Origin of the sequence: Leuconostoc holzapfelii (assembly GCF_012396485.1) — a bacterium.
Classification (GTDB): Bacteria; Bacillota; Bacilli; order Lactobacillales; family Lactobacillaceae; genus Leuconostoc; species Leuconostoc holzapfelii.
In genome coordinates, this window is record NZ_JAAXPO010000010.1 from 1 (window position 1) to 20,588 (window position 20,588).

Below are 20,588 nucleotides of genomic sequence, written 5' to 3' on the forward strand. Positions count from 1 at the left end.
AGATTGTGTTTGGGGGCGGTGTGCCGCATCGTGAGATTCTCTTCCCCTTAGTTCGAGAGAGCTTTGCTGAACAGATGAGTGATTATTTAGATGTTCCACCATTGGATGATTATATTGTGCCAGTGGCAAACGGTGATAATGCCGGCATCTTGGGTTGCTTCTACTTGGCGAAAACTTTGCTATAATGAACAAAAATCGGCAAACTAGTCATTAGTTTGCCGATTTTTTAATGCTTGTAACGCTAAGTTGTGGGCACCAAGATTGTCTTTTTCTGGCAACCATTGGCTGAATACGAGCCGGTGGGACGCTAATAGGGATAAAATGCGATCGACTTCGTCTTGATAATGCTTGGCGTAATGTTTGTGTAGCGCTTCAATGAGTAGTTTTGAATCACTATAGACGGTTAAAATATCCTGATGATCAGTTAATTGTTCTAAAGCCCAAATTAAGCCCTGAAATTCCGCTGCATGGTTGTCCAAGGATTGAAATACCGGGGATTTAAATTGTTGTTGTGCTTTTTGTTGGATGAGCACAGCACCAGCTGCACTTAAACCAGTATTTGGTTCACGAGCAGCGTCAACGTATAGCGTTAGCAATGAAATTTCCTCTTAAATTGACTGCATTTTTTAATTGTAATAGCAGTAAGTCGCATCATATTGGTTAAATTATACCTTTTTTTCTGGAAAATGTGATTAAAATACCAAGAGAATACATGGTAAAATAGTAGGTAGTGAATTCAAAAAACGATTAGTCTATCATACAAAAATCATCACGAGGCAAAAACATGATTCCAAAACGCGGGTTCTTTCAACCCTTAGAAATAACAGGACAAATTGGTTGGTTATGGTGGGGCATTGCTTTAATGGCTGGCCTAATTACATGGAGTGAGTTGGAATTCAAATTAGAAATTGTGGTTTTGGTTTACATTCTAGTCGTGTTAATGCTTGGTGTGATTTTAGTTGTTCGGCGCCGAATTTACATTGCCGGACCACGGCTGTTTTTAGCACATGTTTTGTCATCTGAATATGAGGAAATCTCACTATTGACACTTGAAAATTGGCAACTCAACGGCCATGTATTAAGTTTTACTCGGGCTGGTCGCGAACGCAAATATTGGTTAAGCAAGAATATAACGCAACAAATTAAGGAATATACAGAAACCCATGACGGACGCAATCACAATTAATATTACAGATCAAACTGGCCGTATTGATGCCATTTTGGCAAATGAAAACCTACCGTATTCACGGACAGTTTTGGCTAGTTGGATACAATCAGGCGAAGTGTTGGTCAATGGCCAACGGGTAAAGCGGTCATATCAAGTCGTTTCAGGCGATGTGATTCATATTTTACCACCGGCAGTCCAGACAACAGAGATTGTGCCAGAAGCAATTCCGCTTGACGTCCTCTATGAAGATGACGATTTATTGGTGGTGAATAAACCGCAAGGAATGGTTGTTCATCCAGCTGCAGGGCACACGTCTGGGACGTTGGTCAACGCGCTACTACATCACGCACCATTGTCTACAATTAATGGGGAATTTAGACCAGGAATTGTGCATCGGATCGATCGTGATACGAGTGGTCTGTTGATGGTTGCCAAAAATGATCAAGCACATCAGGCCTTATCGGCACAATTAAAAGCTCATAAGAATGAACGAATTTACTACGCGCTGGTACGCGGTGAATTTGAAGAAAATTCAGGTACGGTCAATGCACCAATTGCACGTCATCCGGTGGATCGCAAAAAACAGGCTATCCAAGAAAATGGTCGCGAAGCCGTAACGCACTTTGAAGTCATCACGCGCTATGTGGGTTATACTTTACTGAAAGTGCGATTGGAGACAGGGCGCACGCATCAGATTCGTGTCCATATGACATATATTGGGCATCCAATTGTTGGTGACCCTGTCTATGGTTCAGCACAGAAGTTGCCAGGTGTGTCATTAGCTGGTCAATTATTACATGCAAAGACCTTGTCATTGACCCAGCCAACGACTGGTGAAAATCTCACATTTGATAGTCCGCTACCTGATAATTTTGAACGTGCTTTAGCCACATTAACCCCCATTAATCCCAATCATGATTGATGACAGCATATGAAAGGAGCTGTGTGGTCAGTAATCACACAACAAAAATATGGCAAATAAAGAAGTTTTGGATAATGCGTCATTACAACGCGCATTAACGCGTATTACCTATGAAATTATTGAACGCAATAAGGGTGGTCAAGATCTCGTCTTGGTGGGAATCAAAACGCGCGGGGAGTTTTTAGCACATCGCATTGCGAATCGATTGGAGCAATTAGAAGGGGTTAAAATCCCGGTAATGGCCATTGATATCACAAATTTTCGGGATGACGTATTAAATCACGATGATAGTTTGGGCTTAAACGAAGAAGAAAAAACCAATATTGCGGACAAAAATATCGTCCTAATTGATGATGTCTTGTTTACAGGTCGGACCATTCGGGCCGCGTTGGATGCTTTGATTCATATTGGTCGACCAAATACGATTGCGTTAGCTGTCTTGGTTGATCGCGGGCATCGCGAACTACCAATTCGCGCTGACTTTGTTGGAAAAAATATTCCAACAGCGCAAAATGAAAAAATTAAAGTCTTTGTCCAAGAAATCGATGGGCGCGATGCCGTCGAAATTGTCCATTAAGAGGAGATAAGATAGGGTATGCCATTGTGGCTGACCTATTATAAGTAATACATATGATGCAACGGCATTTGATTCTTGAAGATGGCACGGTATTTCAAGGCTTAGGCTTTGGTGCACCCGCAACCACTTTTGGCGAAATTATTTTTCATACAGCCATGACCGGCTATCAAGAAATCATCACCGATCCAATCTATGATGGGCAGATGATTGTTTTTGCGATGCCTGTAGTTGGTGCTGCCGGTATTCACGCCGAAGCTTATGAATCGGTCAAACCAACGATTCGCGGGATGATTGTGCATGATTTGGCAGAGGTGTCTGTGAATCGACAACGACGCATGAATTTGGACCGGTTTTTAAAGCAGCACAACATTCCTGGGTTGTATCAGGTGGATACCCGGCAGTTAATTCGTCATTTGCGCGAAACTGGTCCACAAAAGGCGACCATTGTGGATTATGCGGATGAACACGCGGTAGACCAATTGGTTGCGACTGTTTTGACGAACAAACAGGTTCAAAATACGGCGACACCTAAACCTTATGCCAATCCTGGTCGGGGTCGGCACATTGTGGTGATTGATTTTGGCCTCAAGCACGGCATTTTGCGGATGCTTGGGGACTATGATGCCAATGTGTCCGTATTACCCTATACGGCTACCGTCGAAGAGGTCTTAACACTTGATCCTGACGGCATTATTTTGTCTACTGGGCCTGGGGATCCGAGGACGTTACCGGAAAGTGTGCTGACACTAATTCGTGTCTTGCAAACCAAAGTCCCAATGCTTGGGATTGGTTTGGGACACGAATTATTTGCCATGGCCAATGACGCCGAATTGATGCCATTGCCATCAGAGCATCATGGGATGAATCACCCGATTCAAGAAATTATTTCCCAGCAGATTTTTTATGCGATGCAAGGCCAAGGTTATGCGGTGGATGAAACCACGATTAATCGCAAAAAGCTCTTTGTGACGTATCGCGATCTAGTTGATGGGGCAGTCCAAGGCTTAAGACATCGTGAATTTCCCGCCTTTAGCGTCCAATTTTTCCCGGATGCTGCACCAGGCCCACTTGAGGCAACTGCAGTATTTGCAGATTTCTTTGAAACGGTAGAAGATTATGTCGAACATTACAATCAATACTAATATAAAAAAACTGCTGTTTATTGGCGCAGGGGCCAATGATTTTGGGCGCGAGGCGGAACATGATGCTGCCATTTATCAAGTGATGCCAGAATTACGCGGCCACGGAATTGACGTTTTTGTGATTGACGAAAATCCGTACGCATTATCATTGGAAAGTCTAGCCGCAACCAGTTTTTGGCAACCATTAACCGTTGACAATATTAAAATGATTATCCAAGCCAACCAGATTGATACGGTTGTCCCATTGTTTGGCGGGGAAGCCTCGTTACGCATTTGGGCAGAAGTTGTTCAGAGCTGGTCGCATGGGGATGGGGCATTACCGAATACACTTGGACTCAGCATTGATATGCTGTTAAAAGTGAATAATATTCCCGCCATGACGGCTTTTATGGCGGATAATGGCTTGCCGGTGATAAAAAACTATGTGTTAAAAGCCCAAGATGAAGCCAATGAACTCTTGCGGACATTACAATTACCCTTGATGGTGCGAGCGTTACATCCCAACCAGACGAACACGCGACACATTATTGAGCGATTGGATGACTTTGAAGCAGCCATTCATTTGGCAAAGTCCCAGTCAGTCACGCAAGAAGTCATTCTTTCGCGGGCGATTAATGGGTTGAAAGAAGTGAGTTTAGAGGTGTTGCGAGATGTTCGTGGCAATAAAATGCAGATTGGTGCGAGCGAAGATATGGATCCAATCGGTATTCATACTGCCGATTCGCTGAGCGTTTCGCCTATTTTAACCATTCAAGATCAACTCATTAGTCGCATGCGTGACTACGCCTTTCGGGTGGCGGATATGTTGCAATTGCAAGGAATTATGCATGTGCAATTTGCCGTTGATGATGACACGGATAAAATCTATATCATCAAAGTATCCCCCTATATTGATCAAATGGCGTCACGTATGGCGTTAGCAACAGGTTATCCCACGATGCTGGTTGCGATGAATCTGGCGATGGGTGTGCCTTTAGAAGCCATTGTGTTACCTCACAATTTTGGGCCGCAAGCCGCGATGATGGAGCCAATGATGGACCATGTCGTGGTTAAATTACCAGTTTTTCCATTTGGTGAATTGGCCGAAACAGGGATACATGTTAACCGGCAATTAAATAGTGTCCAAAAATCAGTCGGTTCGACACTTGGGTTTGGCCGAACGTTTATTGAAGCCTTGGAAAAAGCCATTCGCTCAGCGCATTTTAACAATGCGAGTTTTTCACCAACCAATATGGCCCACATTAACGATGATGAATTAATTCAGCAACTTATTCATCCCCAAGATAACCGGGTCTTATTGCTAATTGAAGCGATAAAGCGTGGATATGAAATTGACGAATTGGCTGAACTAACGGCTATTGATGAATTCTTTTTCCACCAGTTACAACATTTACATCAATTGGAATCAGAAATTGAGGCGGATGCTGATAGTATTACGTCGCTGAAACGAGGCAAAAAATATGGGCTGTCTGACGGTTTGTTGGCCCGTTTCTGGCATACAGATTTTAAAATTATCCGAACGTTAGCGCAAACCAACAAAATCGAGGTCACATATAAGGCAGTTGAACCATCTGCTGGTGAATTTCCCGAAAATGCCCGCCAATACTATGCCACGTTTGAATCAGAAAATGAGTCAATGCAAGTGGCCGAAGATGCGATTTTAGTCATTGGCTCTGGGGCATTTCGCATGGGAGATGCAGCGTCGGGTGGTTATGCGACAACCATTACCATGTCTGAGCTGCATCGTCTCCAACACCCCACCATCATCATGAATAATAATCCCAGTGATGCGACCTTACTGCCACATCTTGCTGATAAGCAGTATTTGGAACCACTGGAGATTTCTGATGTGATGAAAGTGGTTGAACTTGAACAGCCCAAAACCATAATTATCCCAGGAAATCGTCGAAAATTAATACGCGCCTTACGCGAATTAGGACAACAGGTTGTCATTTTGCCCAAGGAAAAACATACCCCTGGCGGCCCAGATGAAAACGAATCCGAGTTTGCATTAAACCTCTTCTTTGATGGGGAAGAGGTTTATCCAATCAATATCACGCAGCATATGGCAGGTGAAATGCGGGTGATTGCCCCAGTCAACGCAATGCCTAGCACGTTGACATTCACTGCGCTTGAAAATCCAGGGGTTTATCAAATTATTTGGTATGAAAGAACGGTGCTGTGGCGTCAGGCCGTGGACTTTACGCGCATTCAAGAGGCCTCCTGGCTGCGACCAATGCCATTTGGTCAAATTGCTTTTTTGACCAAGGCGATGTGTGTTGAGTGGCTGCGGTTGACAATTCGGGCGGCATTGCATGAGCTGACGGCGCAAGACCGGACGTTGCTGGCTAATGTCCACGATTGGGTTATACCAGAACCAATCGCGATTGTGGCTGCTGATGTGAATTATCGTCTGCACCTACAGCCGAGTGAAGTGATTGATGGGACAAGATTTGAAATTGGGGTCAGTGTGAGTGATTATGGGCGATCGTAAAAAGTATGTCACACATTTATTTGACGGTGTGATTGTTGAACAAAATTTATCTGGGCACTTTGAGCCCAAATCAGATGCCGTACCGCACACTTGGCGAACAGGTAAGCATACCAAGGGCCAATTTAAGCAGATAGGTCAGGTGTTTTTAACAGAGAACGGCCAAATGGTCGCTGTATTACGGCAGACACCATTGGCGTTCAACCAACGCCATGACTATTCGCCACTGCAACGTTGGACCTCAGAACAAGTTGCGCCTGAGTTGTTACAGCAATGGCTTTAAAAAAGACCTGAACAAACGTTCAGGTCTTTTTATGTCGTTTTTGGTTTGATATGTTGACTTGTAAAGTGAAATAGGGTGGCGTTGATGATAATGATCACGGCACTAAAGATGAAAATGGCCCGGTAATCAAAAAGACTGGCAATGACTGCGCCCATCATTGGGCCCATGACCGAACCGAGGGACTGAAAACTCTGATTATAACTAAAAATACGGCTGGTCATTTCAGTGGGTGAATTTTTAGACAATAAGGTTTGGACGGCTGGTAACATTGTGGCATCACTGATACCCACTAAAAATCGGAAGAACATGAGCATGGTGATGCTGGTAACAAATGCCGTTGGAATGAATGCGATCACGGCAATCATGAAACCGATTTTGATCATCCGCTGGGTCCCAACGCGATCCCCAATCCGGCCAAATTGTGGCGCCGCGATCACAGTGGCGATACCGGGCATGGCGGCGACAATACCAGCAATAAAAGTTGTATCCGAAGCGTGTTGCATCAATTCACGAACGAAGAGACTTATGATGGGATTGATTGCCGTGTTGACAGTTTGAACTAACATGGTTGTGACGAAAAGACCAACAATGAGTGGCTTATTGGGAATATTTTGCCACATGGTTTTGGTTGAGACGCGTGCAACACGAATTGAAGCCGGGCGTGGGGCCTCTTTGACGAGAAACAATGTGAATAAAAAGACCAAAAATAAGATGACACCAGTAATATGAAAGGACGTCCGATAGCTAAAGAACGTTGCTAAAACGCCACCAAATAATGGGCCAATAAGATTACCCGCAGTCATACCAGTAACTAAAATACCTAAGGCTTTACCGGCATGTACTTTGGGTGTTTGCGTGGCCACAAGCGCATTGGCATTTGAGATGAAGCCGCCCATGGCCCCTTGCAGGGCACGAAGGACAAAAAGTTCCCAGACGTTTGTGACGTTTCCCATGAGAAACAACACAATGGACATACCCAGTGCTGCGCGTAAAAGCATTAGCTTACGGCCTTTTCGATCGGCTAATTTGCCCCAAAAAGGGGAAACAACAGCAGTGACGAGAAATGAAACTGCGAAGATGGCACCCGAGTAAAAGCTTAGTTCGTTTTTACTAAAGTGACCCAGCGTGTCAATGAAAAGGGATAAGAAAGGCATGACCTCGCTTAAAGCCACCCCTGTCATGAACACGCCAAACCAAAGCACAAAGACGTTTTGCCGCCACAAAGGCTCGCCGTCAGACTGGGCCTCTTGCTTGTTTTCAGGCATATACATTTTCCTCCGAAAAAAATTAATAGTCTTAGTTTATGCTTATTTGTAAAAATATGCACGTTATAAGACTTAACTTGTGAATGCATTAAATTTTTATTATAATAAAGCTACGTTTGAAAACGTAATAAGGCAGATTGCGGTTTAAAAAATAGTGATGTGTCTTCCGGAAATTATGAAGGGAATGTGCTTGCATGCGTTTGTTTGCAGGACATCGGCGATTTTTGGCGATGCATCAAACGACTGGGTGCACGATAGCACGCAAAAATTATGGCAAGAACAAAAAGCTATACGGGCCAAGAGGTGCTCGATCTTGTAGGGCAATACATGGCGCCAGCAGATGCTGACAAAGTCAAATTGGCCTATGAGTGGGCATCGGACTTGCATCATGAGCAATTCCGAAAATCAGGCGAACCCTATATTATTCATCCAATTCAGGTAGCAGGCATTCTGGCCGAACTCAAGATGGATACGGCGACGGTGATCTCGGGTTATTTGCATGATGTTGTCGAAGATACACCCGCAAGTTTAAAAGACATTGAAGATAAGTTTGGCCCAACAATTGCCCAAATTATCGACGGTGTGACCAAAATTAGTAAAATTCAATATCAAAATTCACAAGAACAGCTGGCGGAGAATCACCGTAAGCTGCTTTTAGCCATGTCAAAAGACATTCGTGTCATTATTGTTAAACTAGCAGACCGCTTGCATAATATGCGAACCTTAGGGGCCTTGCGTGAGGAAAAGCAGCGCCGAATTGCCAGTGAAACATTGGATATTTATGCACCACTAGCAGACCGTTTAGGTATTAGTACCATTAAATGGGAGCTTGAAGATCTAGCGTTGAGCTACTTAGATCCTGAAAAATACTATATGATTGCGTCACAGATGAATATGAAGCGTGACGAACGTATTCAGTATGTGCAAGAAGCTGTCTCAGAAATCACACAAGCGATTCAAGATCTTGAGTTGGAAAACGTGAGTGTTTACGGCCGACCTAAACATATCTATTCCATTTATCGGAAAATGACAGATAAGCACAAGGCCTTTGAGGAAATCTATGATTTATCCGCTGTGCGTGTGCTGACCGAAAACATTCCTGATACCTATGCCGTGCTGGGGGCTATCCACTCAAAATGGATGCCTTTGCCCGGACGATTTAAAGACTATATTGCTTTACCAAAGGCCAATGGTTACCAAAGTTTGCACACGACGGTCATTGGACCAAGTGGTCGGCCGTTAGAGGTCCAGATTCGGACGCATGCCATGCATGAAGTGGCGGAATACGGGGTAGCGGCGCATTGGGCATATAAGAAAAACAAAGGTTCCAACAAAGAAGCAAAAGTTAAAGACCATAACCAACAAGCATTGAATGTAATTCAAGGCATTTTGGAATTACAAGAAGATGCGAAGAACGCCGAAGACTTTATGGCTGGTGTCCAAGGGGATCTCTTTAGTGATCGCGTCTATGCGTTTACACCACGTGGGGATGTTTTTGAATTGGCTAAAGGCGCCGGACCGCTTGACATGGCCTTCTCAATTCATACGAATGTTGGGATCAAAACCACTGGCGCCAAGGTCAACGGGCGCATTGTTCCTTTAGATTATAAAATTAAAACTGGGGATATTATTGAAATCATTACCAGTTCAACCGCTAAGCCCAGCCGAGATTGGCTAGACTTAGTATCGACACGGCGCGCGCGCAACAAAATTAAGCAGTATTTTAAACAATTGGATCGCGATGACAACATTGAAGCCGGGCGCGAATTGTTATCGCGTATTCTACGAGAAACCGGTTTTGAACCGTCACATCTTCTAACCATTGAGCGGTTGATTACAACCGCTGATATGTTGCACTATCATACCTATGAAGATATGCTTGCTGCTATCGGGTATGGCGATGTGGCCGTCCCAGGCGTTGCCAATAAGCTCACAGAAGCCATTCGCGAAGCACAACAAGAAGCAGAAACTGCTGAGTTACAACGTGAATTGTTAGAAGAAGGGCACGAAATTAAACGAGACGAGACGGCCTTGACCCAACGGCAAAAGGCGACCGCAGATGATATTGTCATCGCTGGGGTTGATAATTTGCTTGTACGCTTGGGGCGTTGCTGTACACCAGTACCAGGGGATGCAGTCAAAGGTTATATTACCAAAGGGCGTGGTATTTCTGTTCATCGGGTCGGTTGCCCAAATATTCGCGCCGCTGAGACGCAAGGACAACGGTTAGTCGATGTTCAATGGGAAGATGAAAAAGGGCTGAAGCCAAATTATGATGCCGATCTGACAGTGCATGGGGAAAACCGCAATGGTTTATTAAATGATGTTTTGCGGTCCGTGAATGGGCGGACGAAATTCGTTAATTCAGTGAATGGTCATGTCACCAAAAATGGCATGGCGCAAGTTTCCTTATCTATTGGGGTCAAAAACAATGAACAACTCGGATTGATTATGGATGCTTTAAATAACCTACCAGCAGTTTATGATGTGGAGCGGGCTTTTCATTAAAATGGCTGGGGTGAGCTTTTTATCGAACGATAAGGCTTGAATCCATGCTATATTTTAAATCATAATAATGATTTGAAACGAGAGCAAAATGAAAACCCCAATTTTAATGGCTATTGCCCCCATTCAACAAGCTAATCAAAACGGCGTGTTACTTGTTGACAAACAAGCTAAACAGGCTTATTTTACAGCGCAACAATTACCGACCGCCAAAGCACAAAAGTGGCTGTTGTGGTTACTCATTTTCAGCAGTATTTTGGTGACCCCTTACTGGTTGTTTGATCGGATGTTACACTTACCACACTTTCCAATCCATCAACCTATCATTTGGTGGTTGGTGTTAGCACTGACGCTTGGATTACCAATTGTTGCCTGGTATGTCGGGCGACAACGCGCGCATTATGATTTCCAGCGCGTCACGCCGTTGGCAGTTGATCAAGCCACATTGGATCAAGCGCTGAAATACTGGTGGTTTGAACGGTTGTGGGTTGCATTCGTGTTGCTATTACTACCGCCAACGTCAGTGTTATTTTTGGTGTTGTATGTGATTAAAAGTGATCCGCTAGATGCCTTGTTAATTACTGTCCATGCGACGCTCTTTATGCGGCGGTTGATTCCGCATGCATTTTCTCGAATTATGGTATCTAAACAAGCAATACAGGAGTGGCAAAATGAAAGTCGTATTACAACGGGTAACGTCAGCACAAGTGTCAATTGACGATCAAATTGTTGGCCAGATTCAGGCAGGCTATGTCCTACTAGTTGGGGTCGCAGATGGTGATACAGCGACAGATATTGCTTATTTAGTCCGGAAAATTAGTCAGTTGCGTGTGTTTGAAGATGACCAAGGTCGCATGAATTTAAGCATTCAAGCTATTGATGGTGCAATCTTATCGATTTCACAATTCACATTATTTGCAGAGACAAAAAAAGGGAACCGGCCTAGCTTTACCAAAGCGGGCGAACCAGCCTTTGCACGAACAATGTACGCGCAATTTAATGCTGCCTTACGTGAGGTTGGGTTACCTGTTGAAACGGGCGAATTTGGCGCTGATATGGCAGTTAGTCTAGTGAATGACGGGCCAGTTACAATTCTATTTGATACCAATGACAAATAAAAAAGGTCCGGCTCAGTGTGGCGTACCCTAAAAGTGACTTTAACTTTTGGGATATACCGCACAGCCGGACCTTTTTATTTATGATGTGTTTGTTGATAGTGATGATACCAACCAAAGGGCACGGTGCTTTCCGTGCCGTTTATAATGCGCTGAATATTGCTGCGGTGACGATAAAAGACAAAACCAGTCAAGACAGCAGCCACAACGGTTAAAATCCAATCATGGTAGAAAAACGATGTGACTAAGGCAAAGCTAAAGCCAACCATTGAACTGACCGATACCATTGAAGTCAGCAGCAACATCACAATGAAGACGGTTGCAACCATGAAGAAAAATTGCTGGTTATAAGCAAGCAAAACGCCAGCAGAAGTTGCGACAGCCTTGCCACCTTTGAATTTTAGCCAAATGGAGAAAGTGTGTCCAAGAATGGCTGCAATCCCAACGAGCATTGGATTAATTGTACTATGAAAAACGATGGGCAAAAGTCCGGCAGCTGTCCCTTTTAACAGATCTAATACCAATGTGGCAGTCCCGGCAACGGGGCCAAGGACACGAAATGAATTGGTCGTGCCGATGTTACCAGAACCTTCATCGCGAATATCTTTGTGATAAAAGATTAAGCCAATCCAAAATCCTGGTAAAAGTGACCCGAGCAAGTAAGCACAGGCAAACATTATTAGTGTTGAAAACATTTTTAAACTCCTCAATGTTGTGAATAAACACAAAGTTAATTCTATCATAAAAAAAGATTGTAAAGGGGGTAATGGGTTGAAAATGTCATTTTGAGACTTGTCAGAATAACTTTTTTCATCTATGATAATATAGATTGACGCATGGTATCGAACAATTGTTCAATCATGACAATGTTTTAAAATAAGAAAGATATGAGTATTCATGGCAGAAAAAAATCACTATGATTCAGATTCAATAAAAATTCTTGAAGGGTTAGAGGCGGTGCGTAAGCGACCTGGAATGTACATTGGGTCGACTGACGGCCGTGGTTTGCATCACCTAGTTTATGAAATTGTTGACAATGCAGTTGATGAAGCCTTAGGTGGCTATGGTAACGATATCCGGGTGACAATCCATGAAAACAATGCCATTACGGTACAAGATTTTGGTCGTGGGATGCCAGTCGGGATGCATGCATCTGGGAAGCCAACGCCCGAAGTTATTTTAACAGTTTTGCACGCCGGTGGTAAATTTGGCCAAGGGGGCTATGCCACTTCAGGTGGTTTGCATGGTGTTGGTTCATCGGTTGTTAACGCGCTGTCTGAAAGTTTACAAGTCACGATTGTACGCGATGGGCACAAATGGCAAGAAGACTTTATCACAGGGGGGCAACCTGTCGGCACCTTACGTGACCTCGGGGTTACCAAAGAACATACGGGCACCACTGTCACCTTTAAGCCAGACCCTACGTTGTTTAGTGCAACCGTGTATAAGTATGACACGTTGTCTGAACGGTTACGTGAATCGGCCTTTTTGATGTCAGGGGTGAAATTCACCTTGACGGACGAACGTGTGACCCCAGCACGTGTCGAAACGTACCATTATGAAAAAGGCCTTGAAGCATTTGTTGGCTTTTTGAATGAAGATAAAGAAACCATCGGCCCAGTCATGACTTTTGAGGGGAGCCAAAGTGGTATTGCAGTGGAAGTTGCTGCCCAATATAATGATGGTTACTCTGAAACGTTGCTTTCTTTTGTCAATAACGTGCGGACGCAAGACGGTGGGACGCATGAAGTTGGTTTCCGAACAGCTTGGACGAAAGCCTTTAATGAATACGCCCGTAAAGTGAACTTGTTGAAAGAAAAAGACAAGAACTTAGAAGGGACAGATGTTCGTGAAGGTTTGGCAGCTGTCATCTCGTTGCGTGTGCCAGAGCAATTCTTGCAGTTTGAAGGGCAAACCAAGGATAAGTTGGGGACGCCTGAAGCTCGTGGAATTGTAGACGCTGTGGTCAATGAGACGCTTGGGCGTTTCTTGATGGAAAACGGTGATTTTGGACAAAACTTGATTCGTAAGGCAATCCGAGCCCGTGAAGCACGAGAGGCTGCGCGCAAGGCACGTGATGAAAGCCGGACAGGTAAGTCGAAAGGGCAAAAAGAACGGCTATTGTCTGGGAAATTAGCACCAGCACAATCTAAAAATGCGGCACGCAATGAACTGTTCTTAGTCGAGGGTGATTCGGCCGGTGGCTCAGCCAAGCAGGGGCGAGATCGTAAGTTCCAAGCGATTTTGCCACTTCGCGGGAAGGTATTGAATACTGAGAAGGCGAAGTTAGTTGATATTTTAAAAAATGAAGAAATTTCAACGTTGATTTATGCGATTGGTGGCGGCGTTGGCAATGACTTTAAAGTCGCCGACACGGCCTTTGATAAAATTATCATCATGACTGATGCTGATGATGATGGGGCACACATTCAGACGTTGTTATTAACGTTCTTTTACAAGTATATGCGCCCCCTTATTGAAGCTGGACGCGTGTATATTGCGTTACCACCACTTTATCGTGTCAAGTACGCTTCAAAGAAATTTGAAGATCAGTTTGCTTGGACCAATGATGAATTAGAAACGATTACCAGTCGCAATGATGCGCGTTATGAACTCACCCGCTTTAAGGGACTGGGGGAAATGAATGCACCATTACTCTGGGAAACAACCATGAACCCAGAAACACGAACGTTGATTCGTGTCAAAATTGATGATGCCGTCTTAGCCGAAAAACGCGTCACAACTTTGATGGGGGACAAAGTGGAACCTCGCCGTGATTGGATTGAGGCCAACGTCCACTTTACATTAGATGAAGCTGGGTCAATTTTGGACACAGTGGATGGTGAACAAACCAATGCCAGTGATGTCTTTGAAAAGGCACGCCAGCACGAAAACAAGCAAGCAACAGCGACGGAGTCAACGACCACAACCGGGCCAGTCATTACAAATTGGCAAAACGGGCAAGGCGCAGGTGCTTGATTTTTGCGTTGTCAGTCACTAGGCGTGACGGCTGCTTGTCAGCAGATTATTTGAAAGGAAATGTGTTCAATCCATTGATGATGGAGCACAAGTATATATGGCAGATCGTATCACTGAACTGTCACTGGAAGCAGTGATGGGCGAGCGCTTTGGGCGCTATTCAAAATATATTATTCAAGAACGCGCGTTGCCGGATATTCGTGATGGCTTGAAGCCGGTTCAACGCCGTATTCTTTTTGCGATGGCCCAAGATGGCAACACCTATGACCATCCCTATCGTAAGTCTGCAAAGTCCGTCGGGAATGTCATGGGTAATTTTCACCCGCACGGCGATTCTTCAATTTATGAGGCAATGGTGCGGTTGTCACAGGATTGGAAAGTCCGTGAACCATTAATTGATATGAACGGTAACAACGGCTCTGTGGATAATGATCCAGCTGCCGCCATGCGTTATACTGAAGCGCGCTTATCAAAAATTGCTGGCGAAATGATGGCGGATTTGGGCCAAGAAACAGTTGATATGGTGTTGAATTTTGATGATACAACCTATGAACCAACGGTTTTGCCATCACGCATTCCAAGCCTATTGATTAACGGGGCCACGGGGATTTCAGCAGGTTATGCGACGGAAATTCCGCCGCATAACTTGAAGGAAATCAATGCCGCACTCACGTATTTGTTAGACCATCCGGAAGCCCCATTGTCTACATTGATGCGTTACGTTAAAGGGCCTGATTTCCCAACCGGAGGGATTATTCAAGGTCTTGATGGGATTAAAAAAGCCTATAAAACTGGCCGTGGGAAAATTGTTGTCCGCGCCAAAACAGCAATTTCTGAATTGAAGGGCGGTAAGAAAAAGATTGAAATTACCGAGTTGCCTTATGAAGTTGTGAAGTCGACTTTAGTGTCAAAAATTGATGGTATTCGTTTGAATAAAGAGGTTGCCGGTATTGTCGAAGTACGTGATGAATCTGATCGCGAAGGCATGTCGATTGTCATTGAACTCAATAAAGACGCCAATGCCGATGGCATTTTAACTTATTTGTTTAAAAAGACGGATCTGCAAATTTCTTATAACTTCAATATGGTGGCAATTCACGACCAACGACCTGTCTCAGTGAGCCTCAAACAAGGACTGGAAGCATTTTTGGATTTCCGCAAGGAAGTCGTGTTAAAACGTGCCGCCTTTGAGTTAGCGAAAGCACAAGCCCGCCAACATATTGTGTCAGGCTTGATTCGGATGTTGTCAATTCTAGATGAGGTCGTGGCTGCTATTCGTGCATCTAAGAACCGGAAGGATGCCACACAAAATTTGATTGATCAATTTCAATTCACACAGCCACAAGCAGAAGCCATTGTGACCTTGCAACTTTATCGTTTGACCAATACAGATGTCACCCAATTGGAAGAAGAATTTGCAACGTTGACCGCTAAAATCAATCATTTGAATCTCATTTTGACAGAAGAATCTGCTTTGAAAGATGTGATTCGTGAAGAAATTGCCGCCATTACCCAGGCTTACACGTCACCACGCCGATCACAAATTGAAGCAGAAGTGGAAGATTTGGTCATTGACACCGCAGTCACAATTGCTGAAGAAGATGTGCAGGTTTTGGTGTCGCGCAATGGCTATTATAAGCGCGCGTCTTTGCGTTCATATAAGGCTTCTGATGCTGATAATGGTTTGGCAGATGATGATTTACCAGTTTTTGTTGGTCAGTTGAATACAACGCAACACTTATTTATGTTTACCAATAAAGGGAATGTCATTTATCGCCCAGTGCATGAATTGCCAGACTCTAAATGGAAAGATACTGGCGAACATTTCTCCCAGCAACTTGCCAACTGGCGCCCAGATGAGTATGTGCTGCAAGTCATTGCGATTTCAGACTTGGCGCAAGGCGGGGCCTTTATGATTGTGGCCAATGATGGCTTCATCAAGCAAACGGCACTGGCAGATATGGTACCTAAGACCTATAAGAAGAAGACAGCAATGGCCATTAAGCTCAAAACAGCAACAAGTGCTGTGGTCAATGTGGTGTACAGCCAAGCGGTGACAGATCAAGATGTACTCTTGTTATCACATCATGGGGTTGGGTTACGCTTTAGTTTGACTGATGTGCCAGAAATTGGGGCGCGGACAGCTGGTGTCAAAGCGATGGATCTGCGTGGTGATGACACAATCGCTGCAGCCTTGCTGATTACTTCCGCTGCACAGCAAGTGGCCATTGCCGCAGAAAATGGGGCTTTCAAATACATGCCTGTCGCGGAAATTACCCATTCAAAACGTGCTAACAAAGGGCTTTTGATTTTCACGCAAAAGAAGACGGTTGCCTACTATGTCGCTGCTGCCACACTATTTGATGCTGATGTCAGTGCACTAGAAATTTTGACAACGCGTTGGCAAGTCCAGGATTTGCAATTAAGTGATTATCGACCATCTCAACGTATTGGCAATGGCCAATATGTTGTCGATGTCGATAAAAATGGCGCCCCTTGGCTGATTCGCCCATTGAAGATAGCAACGACAAATGCATGATTTTCTGATAAAATAAACGTATTACGAACTAGGAGAGTTTCACTCATGGCTAAGACATTAGTTTTCGGGCATAAGAACCCTGATACAGATACAATCGCTTCAGCAATTGCTGCAAGCTATTTCTTAAACCAAATTGGTGAAGGGGCCGAAGCGGTTGCCCAAGGTACACCAAATGCGGAAACACAATTTGCTTTGGATTACTTCAAAGTTGCTGCGCCACGGGTGATTACTTCAGCAGATACAGATACAGTCGTTTTGGTCGATCATAACGAAGCCGCGCAATCAGTTGATAACTTAGCAGATGTCACAGTCGCTGGTATTTATGACCACCACAAGTTCTCATTTACAAATACAACACCACTCTATATCACGGCGAAGCCATGGGGTTCAGTTGCGACAATTTTGTACTATGAATTCAAGCAAGCACAATTTGACATCCCAACTGAAATTGCTGGTCTATTAGCTTCAGCGATTATTTCAGATACGTTGTTGTTAAAGAGCCCAACCACGACAAACTTTGATGAAACAGCTTTGAAGGCTTTGGCTGATATTGCTGGTCTTGAAGATTACGAAGCTTATGGCTTAGACTTGTTGAAGGCAGGCACAGACTTGTCATCACGCACTGATCAAGAATTAATTGATGGCGACGCCAAGTCATTTGATATGGGTGGTCATCAATTCCGCATTGGTCAAGTTAACACGGTTGCCATTGAAGATGTGTTGTCACGTCAAGCAGGCATTGAAGCTGCGATGACAGCAGAAGGTTATGATAACTTTTTGTTTGTCATCACTGACATCTTGAATTCAAATTCAAAAGCCGTTTTCTTGGGCGAAGCAACAGCTGAAGTTGAAGCTGCATTTGCTGGTCAATTGGTCAATAACGTGATTGATTTGCCTGGTGTTGTTTCACGTAAGAAGCAAGTTGTGCCACCATTGGAAGGTCAATTTTAAATCAGGATCTAGCAGTAAGAGATGGCTGAGATAATAGCTTTTGTCGAACAAATTTTCGTCAAAATTTATCAAAACGCTTTACACTGATGCTGGTATCATGTATAATAACTATTTGTATTGACAAGCAAATAATTTTAACAAACCACACTAAGGAGTAAGGATATGCGTATTCACGTTGTTCTAGGAAATGATGAAACTGGTGAACGTATTTACTTGACGTCAAAAAACCGTCGTAATACACCAGATCGTCTTGAGTTGAAGAAGTACTCACCAAAACTTCGCAAAGTTGTAACATTTAAGGAGATTAAGTAACATGGCAAAAAAGTCAAAAATTGCTAAGGCACAAAAGCGTGAAGCTTTGGTTGCAAAGTACGCTGACAAGCGTGCAGCATTGAAGGCAGCTGGCGATTACATCGGTTTGGCTGCTTTGCCAAAGGATTCATCTCCAGTGCGCGTACACAACCGCGATTTGATTGATGGCCGTCCACACGCTTACATGCGTGAATTTGGTATGTCACGTTTGAACTTCCGTCAATTGGCACACAAGGGTCAAATTCCTGGTGTGCGTAAGGCTTCTTGGTAACATTAAGTTTTCGTTGAAATTGCGTAACTTACACCAGTAAGCATTACGTGGGCGCGTTAAAAGTCAATTATTATAGCATCAGCTAAATACAGTGACTGCCTCAATGAGCATAGCGAATGGGGTCATAAAGGTTCACACACGAGTTAAAACCACAGCGATGTGGTTTTTTATTTTGTTTAAAAGTATTGAAGTTTGCAATTTCTTAAAAATTGCGTTATACTTAAGTTTGTTAATTTACATAGATATTGTAAATGAGCGGGTCACAGCAATGCGGCCGGCTCATTTTTTATGAAATTGGCGCTTGCTTGCAATACAGGGTACAAATTCATCAAAGGAGGGTAGGTAAATGGCAAATAAAGTCGAACAAGCAATTGTTCAATTGATCACACCGATCGTGGCCGAACAAAATAATTTGTTATGGGATTTAACTTTTAGCAAAGAAGGCGGTCAAAAGATTTTACGCATCATGGTGGATAAGCCAGATCATGCCTTGATTACGATGGCAGAAATCACGGACTTTACCCAAGCAGTGAACGAACTTTTGGATACGGTCGAACCAGATCCAATTCCAGAAGCGTATTTATTAGATATTTCATCTCCCGGTGCAGACCGGCCGTTAAAGCAACCATGGCATTACCAATGGGTGCAGGAAGCTGATGAAACCATTTTAGTGGCGCTTTTTGTGGCTAAGTCAGGTCAGAAAAAGTGGCAAGGCAAAGTGAAGTCGGTGACTGAAACGGGTGTCGTCTTGTCCACGACACAAGGTGAGATCGCACTGCAATTTGATGAAATTGCTAAAGCAGTGCTGGATATCCAGTTTTAACCCCCAAGTGTTGCAAATTGTTGCCGAGGTAAATTGGCAGCTTGGTTAAACACCTGTTGGTAATCGTTGCCATAAGCAGCACACTATTAATTAAATGAGGATAGGCGAATGAGTAAAGAATTAGTCGACGCGCTCGATGCCCTTGAAGCTGAACGCGGGATTGAACGCACGATCGTGATCGAAGCATTAGAAGATGCTTTAAGAGCTGCTTATAAAAAGCAATATAATGCAGAACAAAATGTTGAAGCCATTTTTGATACCAAAAAAGGTAATGTTGCGATCAAACAAGTCAAAGTCGTTGTCTTAGACGAAGATTTTGAAAACGAAGATACTGAAATGGCTTTGGAAGATGCCTTGGCCATCAACCGTGCCTATGAACCAGGCGATGAAATTCGTTTTGACGTGACGCCTAAGGACTTTGGTCGCATGGCCGCACAAGCAGCTAAACAAGTGATTGTGCAAAAAATGCGTGAAGCTAGTCGTGAAGCGATTTATAATAAATTTGCAGACTATCAAGATGAAATCATCACAGGTGAAGTGGATCGTCAAGACACACGTTTCTTGTATTTGACGTTGCCAGGCAACCAAGAAGCCGCCATGGCACCGGCTGACCAAATGCCAAATGAACATTACCGGATGGGTGATCGGATCAAGGTTTTGGTCAACAAAGTTGAAAATAACGCTAAGGGGCCACAAATTTTTGTTTCACGAACAGCACCTGACTTGGTGAAGCGTTTGTTTGAACAAGAAGTGCCAGAAGTGTATGACGGCACCGTTGAAATCATGAGTATTTCACGTGAAGCAGGCGACCGCTCAAAGATTGCGGTTTACACGCATGATGCCGACCTTGATCCAGTTGGCGCAATGGTTGGGCAACGTGGTGCCCGTGTGCAAGCAGTTGTCAATGAACTTGGCGGCGAAAACATGGATATTGTCGAGTGGGTTGAAGACGAGGCGCAGTATATTGCCAATGCATTGAACCCATCAGAAGTCACGGATGTGATTTTTGATCCAGAAAATGATCGTGCCGTCACAGTGATTGTCCCAGACAACCAATTGTCATTAGCCATTGGTAAAAAGGGTCAAAATGCCCGTTTGGCAGCCCGCTTGACTGGCTTTAAGATTGATATTAAGTCTGAATCCGAAGCGGCTAACGCCTTAGCAAGTGATGTCGCCGTTGAAAACGACAGCAACGAATAATCTTAAGAAAGGAAACGTGTTTCTGCTCTGCGGAGCATAAAGACA

20 protein-coding genes are annotated in these 20,588 nt (G+C 44.0%); 17 read left to right on the plus strand and 3 right to left on the minus strand.

Annotation, left to right across the window (positions count from 1 at the left end; translation table 11 throughout):
- Positions 1–185 (plus strand): ROK family protein (locus HF966_RS07875; RefSeq protein ID WP_168677710.1); only part of this gene is annotated, 185 nt, incomplete at its 5' end.
- Between the two features lie 18 nt (positions 186–203).
- On the opposite strand, the gene HF966_RS07880 is transcribed toward HF966_RS07875, so the two are convergent.
- A complete protein-coding gene (locus tag HF966_RS07880; RefSeq protein ID WP_168677718.1) occupies positions 204–596 on the minus strand; it encodes a ribonuclease HI family protein in 393 nt (130 codons plus the stop codon).
- A gap of 188 nt (positions 597–784) precedes the next feature.
- On the opposite strand from HF966_RS07880, the gene HF966_RS07885 reads away from it, so the two are divergent.
- Genes HF966_RS07885 through HF966_RS07910 form a run of 6 tightly spaced genes read left to right on the plus strand, consistent with a single transcriptional unit; the run spans position 785 to position 6,583 of the window.
- Complete coding sequence (locus tag HF966_RS07885) at positions 785–1,186, plus strand: EbsA family protein (RefSeq protein ID WP_168677721.1); 402 nt, start codon at positions 785–787, stop codon at positions 1,184–1,186.
- Complete coding sequence (locus HF966_RS07890) at positions 1,164–2,090, plus strand: RluA family pseudouridine synthase (RefSeq protein WP_168677723.1); 927 nt, start codon at positions 1,164–1,166, stop codon at positions 2,088–2,090. The genes HF966_RS07885 and HF966_RS07890 overlap by 23 nt, the downstream gene beginning before the upstream one ends.
- Before the next feature lie 49 nt (positions 2,091–2,139).
- On the plus strand, positions 2,140–2,667 hold the full coding sequence (gene pyrR, locus HF966_RS07895; RefSeq protein WP_168677725.1) for a bifunctional pyr operon transcriptional regulator/uracil phosphoribosyltransferase PyrR: 528 nt from the start codon (positions 2,140–2,142) through the stop codon (positions 2,665–2,667).
- 56 nt (positions 2,668–2,723) lie between these two features.
- Positions 2,724–3,809: a carbamoyl phosphate synthase small subunit gene (locus HF966_RS07900; protein WP_210729373.1), complete on the plus strand. Its 1,086-nt coding sequence runs from the start codon at positions 2,724–2,726 to the stop codon at positions 3,807–3,809.
- Complete coding sequence (locus tag HF966_RS07905) at positions 3,784–6,303, plus strand: carbamoyl phosphate synthase preATP-grasp domain-containing protein (RefSeq protein WP_168677728.1); 2,520 nt, start codon at positions 3,784–3,786, stop codon at positions 6,301–6,303. The genes HF966_RS07900 and HF966_RS07905 overlap by 26 nt, the downstream gene beginning before the upstream one ends.
- The gene (locus HF966_RS07910) at positions 6,290–6,583 is read left to right on the plus strand and encodes a DUF7671 family protein (protein ID WP_168677730.1); all 294 of its coding nucleotides are present in this window, start codon (positions 6,290–6,292) and stop codon (positions 6,581–6,583) included. The genes HF966_RS07905 and HF966_RS07910 overlap by 14 nt, the downstream gene beginning before the upstream one ends.
- 29 nt (positions 6,584–6,612) lie before the next feature.
- On the opposite strand, the gene HF966_RS07915 is transcribed toward HF966_RS07910, so the two are convergent.
- Positions 6,613–7,848: an MFS transporter gene (locus HF966_RS07915; protein ID WP_168677731.1), complete on the minus strand. Its 1,236-nt coding sequence runs from the start codon at positions 7,846–7,848 to the stop codon at positions 6,613–6,615.
- 270 nt (positions 7,849–8,118) lie between these two features.
- Here HF966_RS07915 and HF966_RS07920 point away from each other — a divergent pair, with 270 nt between their 5' ends.
- The 3 genes from HF966_RS07920 to dtd all read left to right on the plus strand — a co-directional run bounded on the left by HF966_RS07920 (position 8,119) and on the right by dtd (position 11,471).
- The gene (locus HF966_RS07920) at positions 8,119–10,356 is read left to right on the plus strand and encodes a RelA/SpoT family protein (protein ID WP_168677733.1); all 2,238 of its coding nucleotides are present in this window, start codon (positions 8,119–8,121) and stop codon (positions 10,354–10,356) included.
- An 88-nt stretch (positions 10,357–10,444) separates the two neighbouring features.
- Positions 10,445–11,071 (plus strand): hypothetical protein, encoded by a 627-nt coding sequence (locus tag HF966_RS07925; RefSeq protein WP_168677735.1) that lies wholly within the window; start codon positions 10,445–10,447, stop codon positions 11,069–11,071.
- The gene (gene dtd / locus HF966_RS07930; RefSeq protein WP_168677737.1) at positions 11,025–11,471 is read left to right on the plus strand and encodes a D-aminoacyl-tRNA deacylase; all 447 of its coding nucleotides are present in this window, start codon (positions 11,025–11,027) and stop codon (positions 11,469–11,471) included. Before HF966_RS07925 ends, dtd begins: the two co-directional genes overlap by 47 nt.
- 74 nt (positions 11,472–11,545) lie before the next feature.
- Here the strand turns inward: dtd and plsY are convergent, their stop codons facing one another.
- Positions 11,546–12,163, minus strand: a complete 618-nt coding sequence (plsY, locus tag HF966_RS07935; RefSeq protein WP_168677739.1) for a glycerol-3-phosphate 1-O-acyltransferase PlsY — start codon at positions 12,161–12,163, stop codon at positions 11,546–11,548.
- Positions 12,164–12,365: 202 nt separating this feature from the next.
- On the opposite strand from plsY, the gene parE reads away from it, so the two are divergent.
- The 7 genes from parE (at position 12,366) to nusA (ending at position 20,543) form a co-directional block, all read left to right on the plus strand.
- Positions 12,366–14,447: a DNA topoisomerase IV subunit B gene (parE, locus tag HF966_RS07940; RefSeq protein ID WP_168677741.1), complete on the plus strand. Its 2,082-nt coding sequence runs from the start codon at positions 12,366–12,368 to the stop codon at positions 14,445–14,447.
- A 97-nt stretch (positions 14,448–14,544) separates the two neighbouring features.
- A complete protein-coding gene (parC, locus tag HF966_RS07945; protein ID WP_168677743.1) occupies positions 14,545–16,986 on the plus strand; it encodes a DNA topoisomerase IV subunit A in 2,442 nt (813 codons plus the stop codon).
- Between the two features lie 45 nt (positions 16,987–17,031).
- Complete coding sequence (locus HF966_RS07950; protein ID WP_168677745.1) at positions 17,032–17,937, plus strand: manganese-dependent inorganic pyrophosphatase; 906 nt, start codon at positions 17,032–17,034, stop codon at positions 17,935–17,937.
- Between the two features lie 162 nt (positions 17,938–18,099).
- Complete coding sequence (gene rpmG, locus HF966_RS07955; protein WP_002815032.1) at positions 18,100–18,249, plus strand: 50S ribosomal protein L33; 150 nt, start codon at positions 18,100–18,102, stop codon at positions 18,247–18,249.
- 1 nt (position 18,250) lies between these two features.
- The gene (gene rpsN / locus HF966_RS07960) at positions 18,251–18,520 is read left to right on the plus strand and encodes a 30S ribosomal protein S14 (protein WP_168677746.1); all 270 of its coding nucleotides are present in this window, start codon (positions 18,251–18,253) and stop codon (positions 18,518–18,520) included.
- A 346-nt stretch (positions 18,521–18,866) separates the two neighbouring features.
- The gene (locus HF966_RS07965) at positions 18,867–19,343 is read left to right on the plus strand and encodes a ribosome maturation factor RimP (RefSeq protein WP_168677747.1); all 477 of its coding nucleotides are present in this window, start codon (positions 18,867–18,869) and stop codon (positions 19,341–19,343) included.
- A 108-nt stretch (positions 19,344–19,451) separates the two neighbouring features.
- Positions 19,452–20,543 (plus strand): transcription termination factor NusA, encoded by a 1,092-nt coding sequence (nusA, locus tag HF966_RS07970; RefSeq protein ID WP_168677748.1) that lies wholly within the window; start codon positions 19,452–19,454, stop codon positions 20,541–20,543.
- Positions 20,544–20,588 lie beyond the last annotated feature (45 nt).

Excerpts from the sequence above, each read along its gene's own strand:
- HF966_RS07885 (WP_168677721.1), top strand. The coding sequence starts at position 785 with ATGATTCCAAAACGCGGGTTCTTTCAACCCTTAGAAATAACAGGACAA.
- HF966_RS07890 (WP_168677723.1), top strand. The coding sequence starts at position 1,164 with ATGACGGACGCAATCACAATTAATATTACAGATCAAACTGGCCGTATT.
- pyrR (WP_168677725.1), top strand. The coding sequence starts at position 2,140 with ATGGCAAATAAAGAAGTTTTGGATAATGCGTCATTACAACGCGCATTA.
- HF966_RS07900 (WP_210729373.1), top strand. The coding sequence starts at position 2,724 with ATGCAACGGCATTTGATTCTTGAAGATGGCACGGTATTTCAAGGCTTA.
- HF966_RS07905 (WP_168677728.1), top strand. The coding sequence starts at position 3,784 with ATGTCGAACATTACAATCAATACTAATATAAAAAAACTGCTGTTTATT.
- HF966_RS07910 (WP_168677730.1), top strand. The coding sequence starts at position 6,290 with ATGGGCGATCGTAAAAAGTATGTCACACATTTATTTGACGGTGTGATT.
- HF966_RS07915 (WP_168677731.1), bottom strand. The coding sequence starts at position 7,848 with ATGCCTGAAAACAAGCAAGAGGCCCAGTCTGACGGCGAGCCTTTGTGG.
- HF966_RS07920 (WP_168677733.1), top strand. The coding sequence starts at position 8,119 with ATGGCAAGAACAAAAAGCTATACGGGCCAAGAGGTGCTCGATCTTGTA.
- HF966_RS07925 (WP_168677735.1), top strand. The coding sequence starts at position 10,445 with ATGAAAACCCCAATTTTAATGGCTATTGCCCCCATTCAACAAGCTAAT.
- dtd (WP_168677737.1), top strand. The coding sequence starts at position 11,025 with ATGAAAGTCGTATTACAACGGGTAACGTCAGCACAAGTGTCAATTGAC.
- plsY (WP_168677739.1), bottom strand. The coding sequence starts at position 12,163 with ATGTTTTCAACACTAATAATGTTTGCCTGTGCTTACTTGCTCGGGTCA.
- parE (WP_168677741.1), top strand. The coding sequence starts at position 12,366 with ATGGCAGAAAAAAATCACTATGATTCAGATTCAATAAAAATTCTTGAA.
- parC (WP_168677743.1), top strand. The coding sequence starts at position 14,545 with ATGGCAGATCGTATCACTGAACTGTCACTGGAAGCAGTGATGGGCGAG.
- HF966_RS07950 (WP_168677745.1), top strand. The coding sequence starts at position 17,032 with ATGGCTAAGACATTAGTTTTCGGGCATAAGAACCCTGATACAGATACA.
- rpmG (WP_002815032.1), top strand. The coding sequence starts at position 18,100 with ATGCGTATTCACGTTGTTCTAGGAAATGATGAAACTGGTGAACGTATT.
- rpsN (WP_168677746.1), top strand. The coding sequence starts at position 18,251 with ATGGCAAAAAAGTCAAAAATTGCTAAGGCACAAAAGCGTGAAGCTTTG.
- HF966_RS07965 (WP_168677747.1), top strand. The coding sequence starts at position 18,867 with ATGGCAAATAAAGTCGAACAAGCAATTGTTCAATTGATCACACCGATC.
- nusA (WP_168677748.1), top strand. The coding sequence starts at position 19,452 with ATGAGTAAAGAATTAGTCGACGCGCTCGATGCCCTTGAAGCTGAACGC.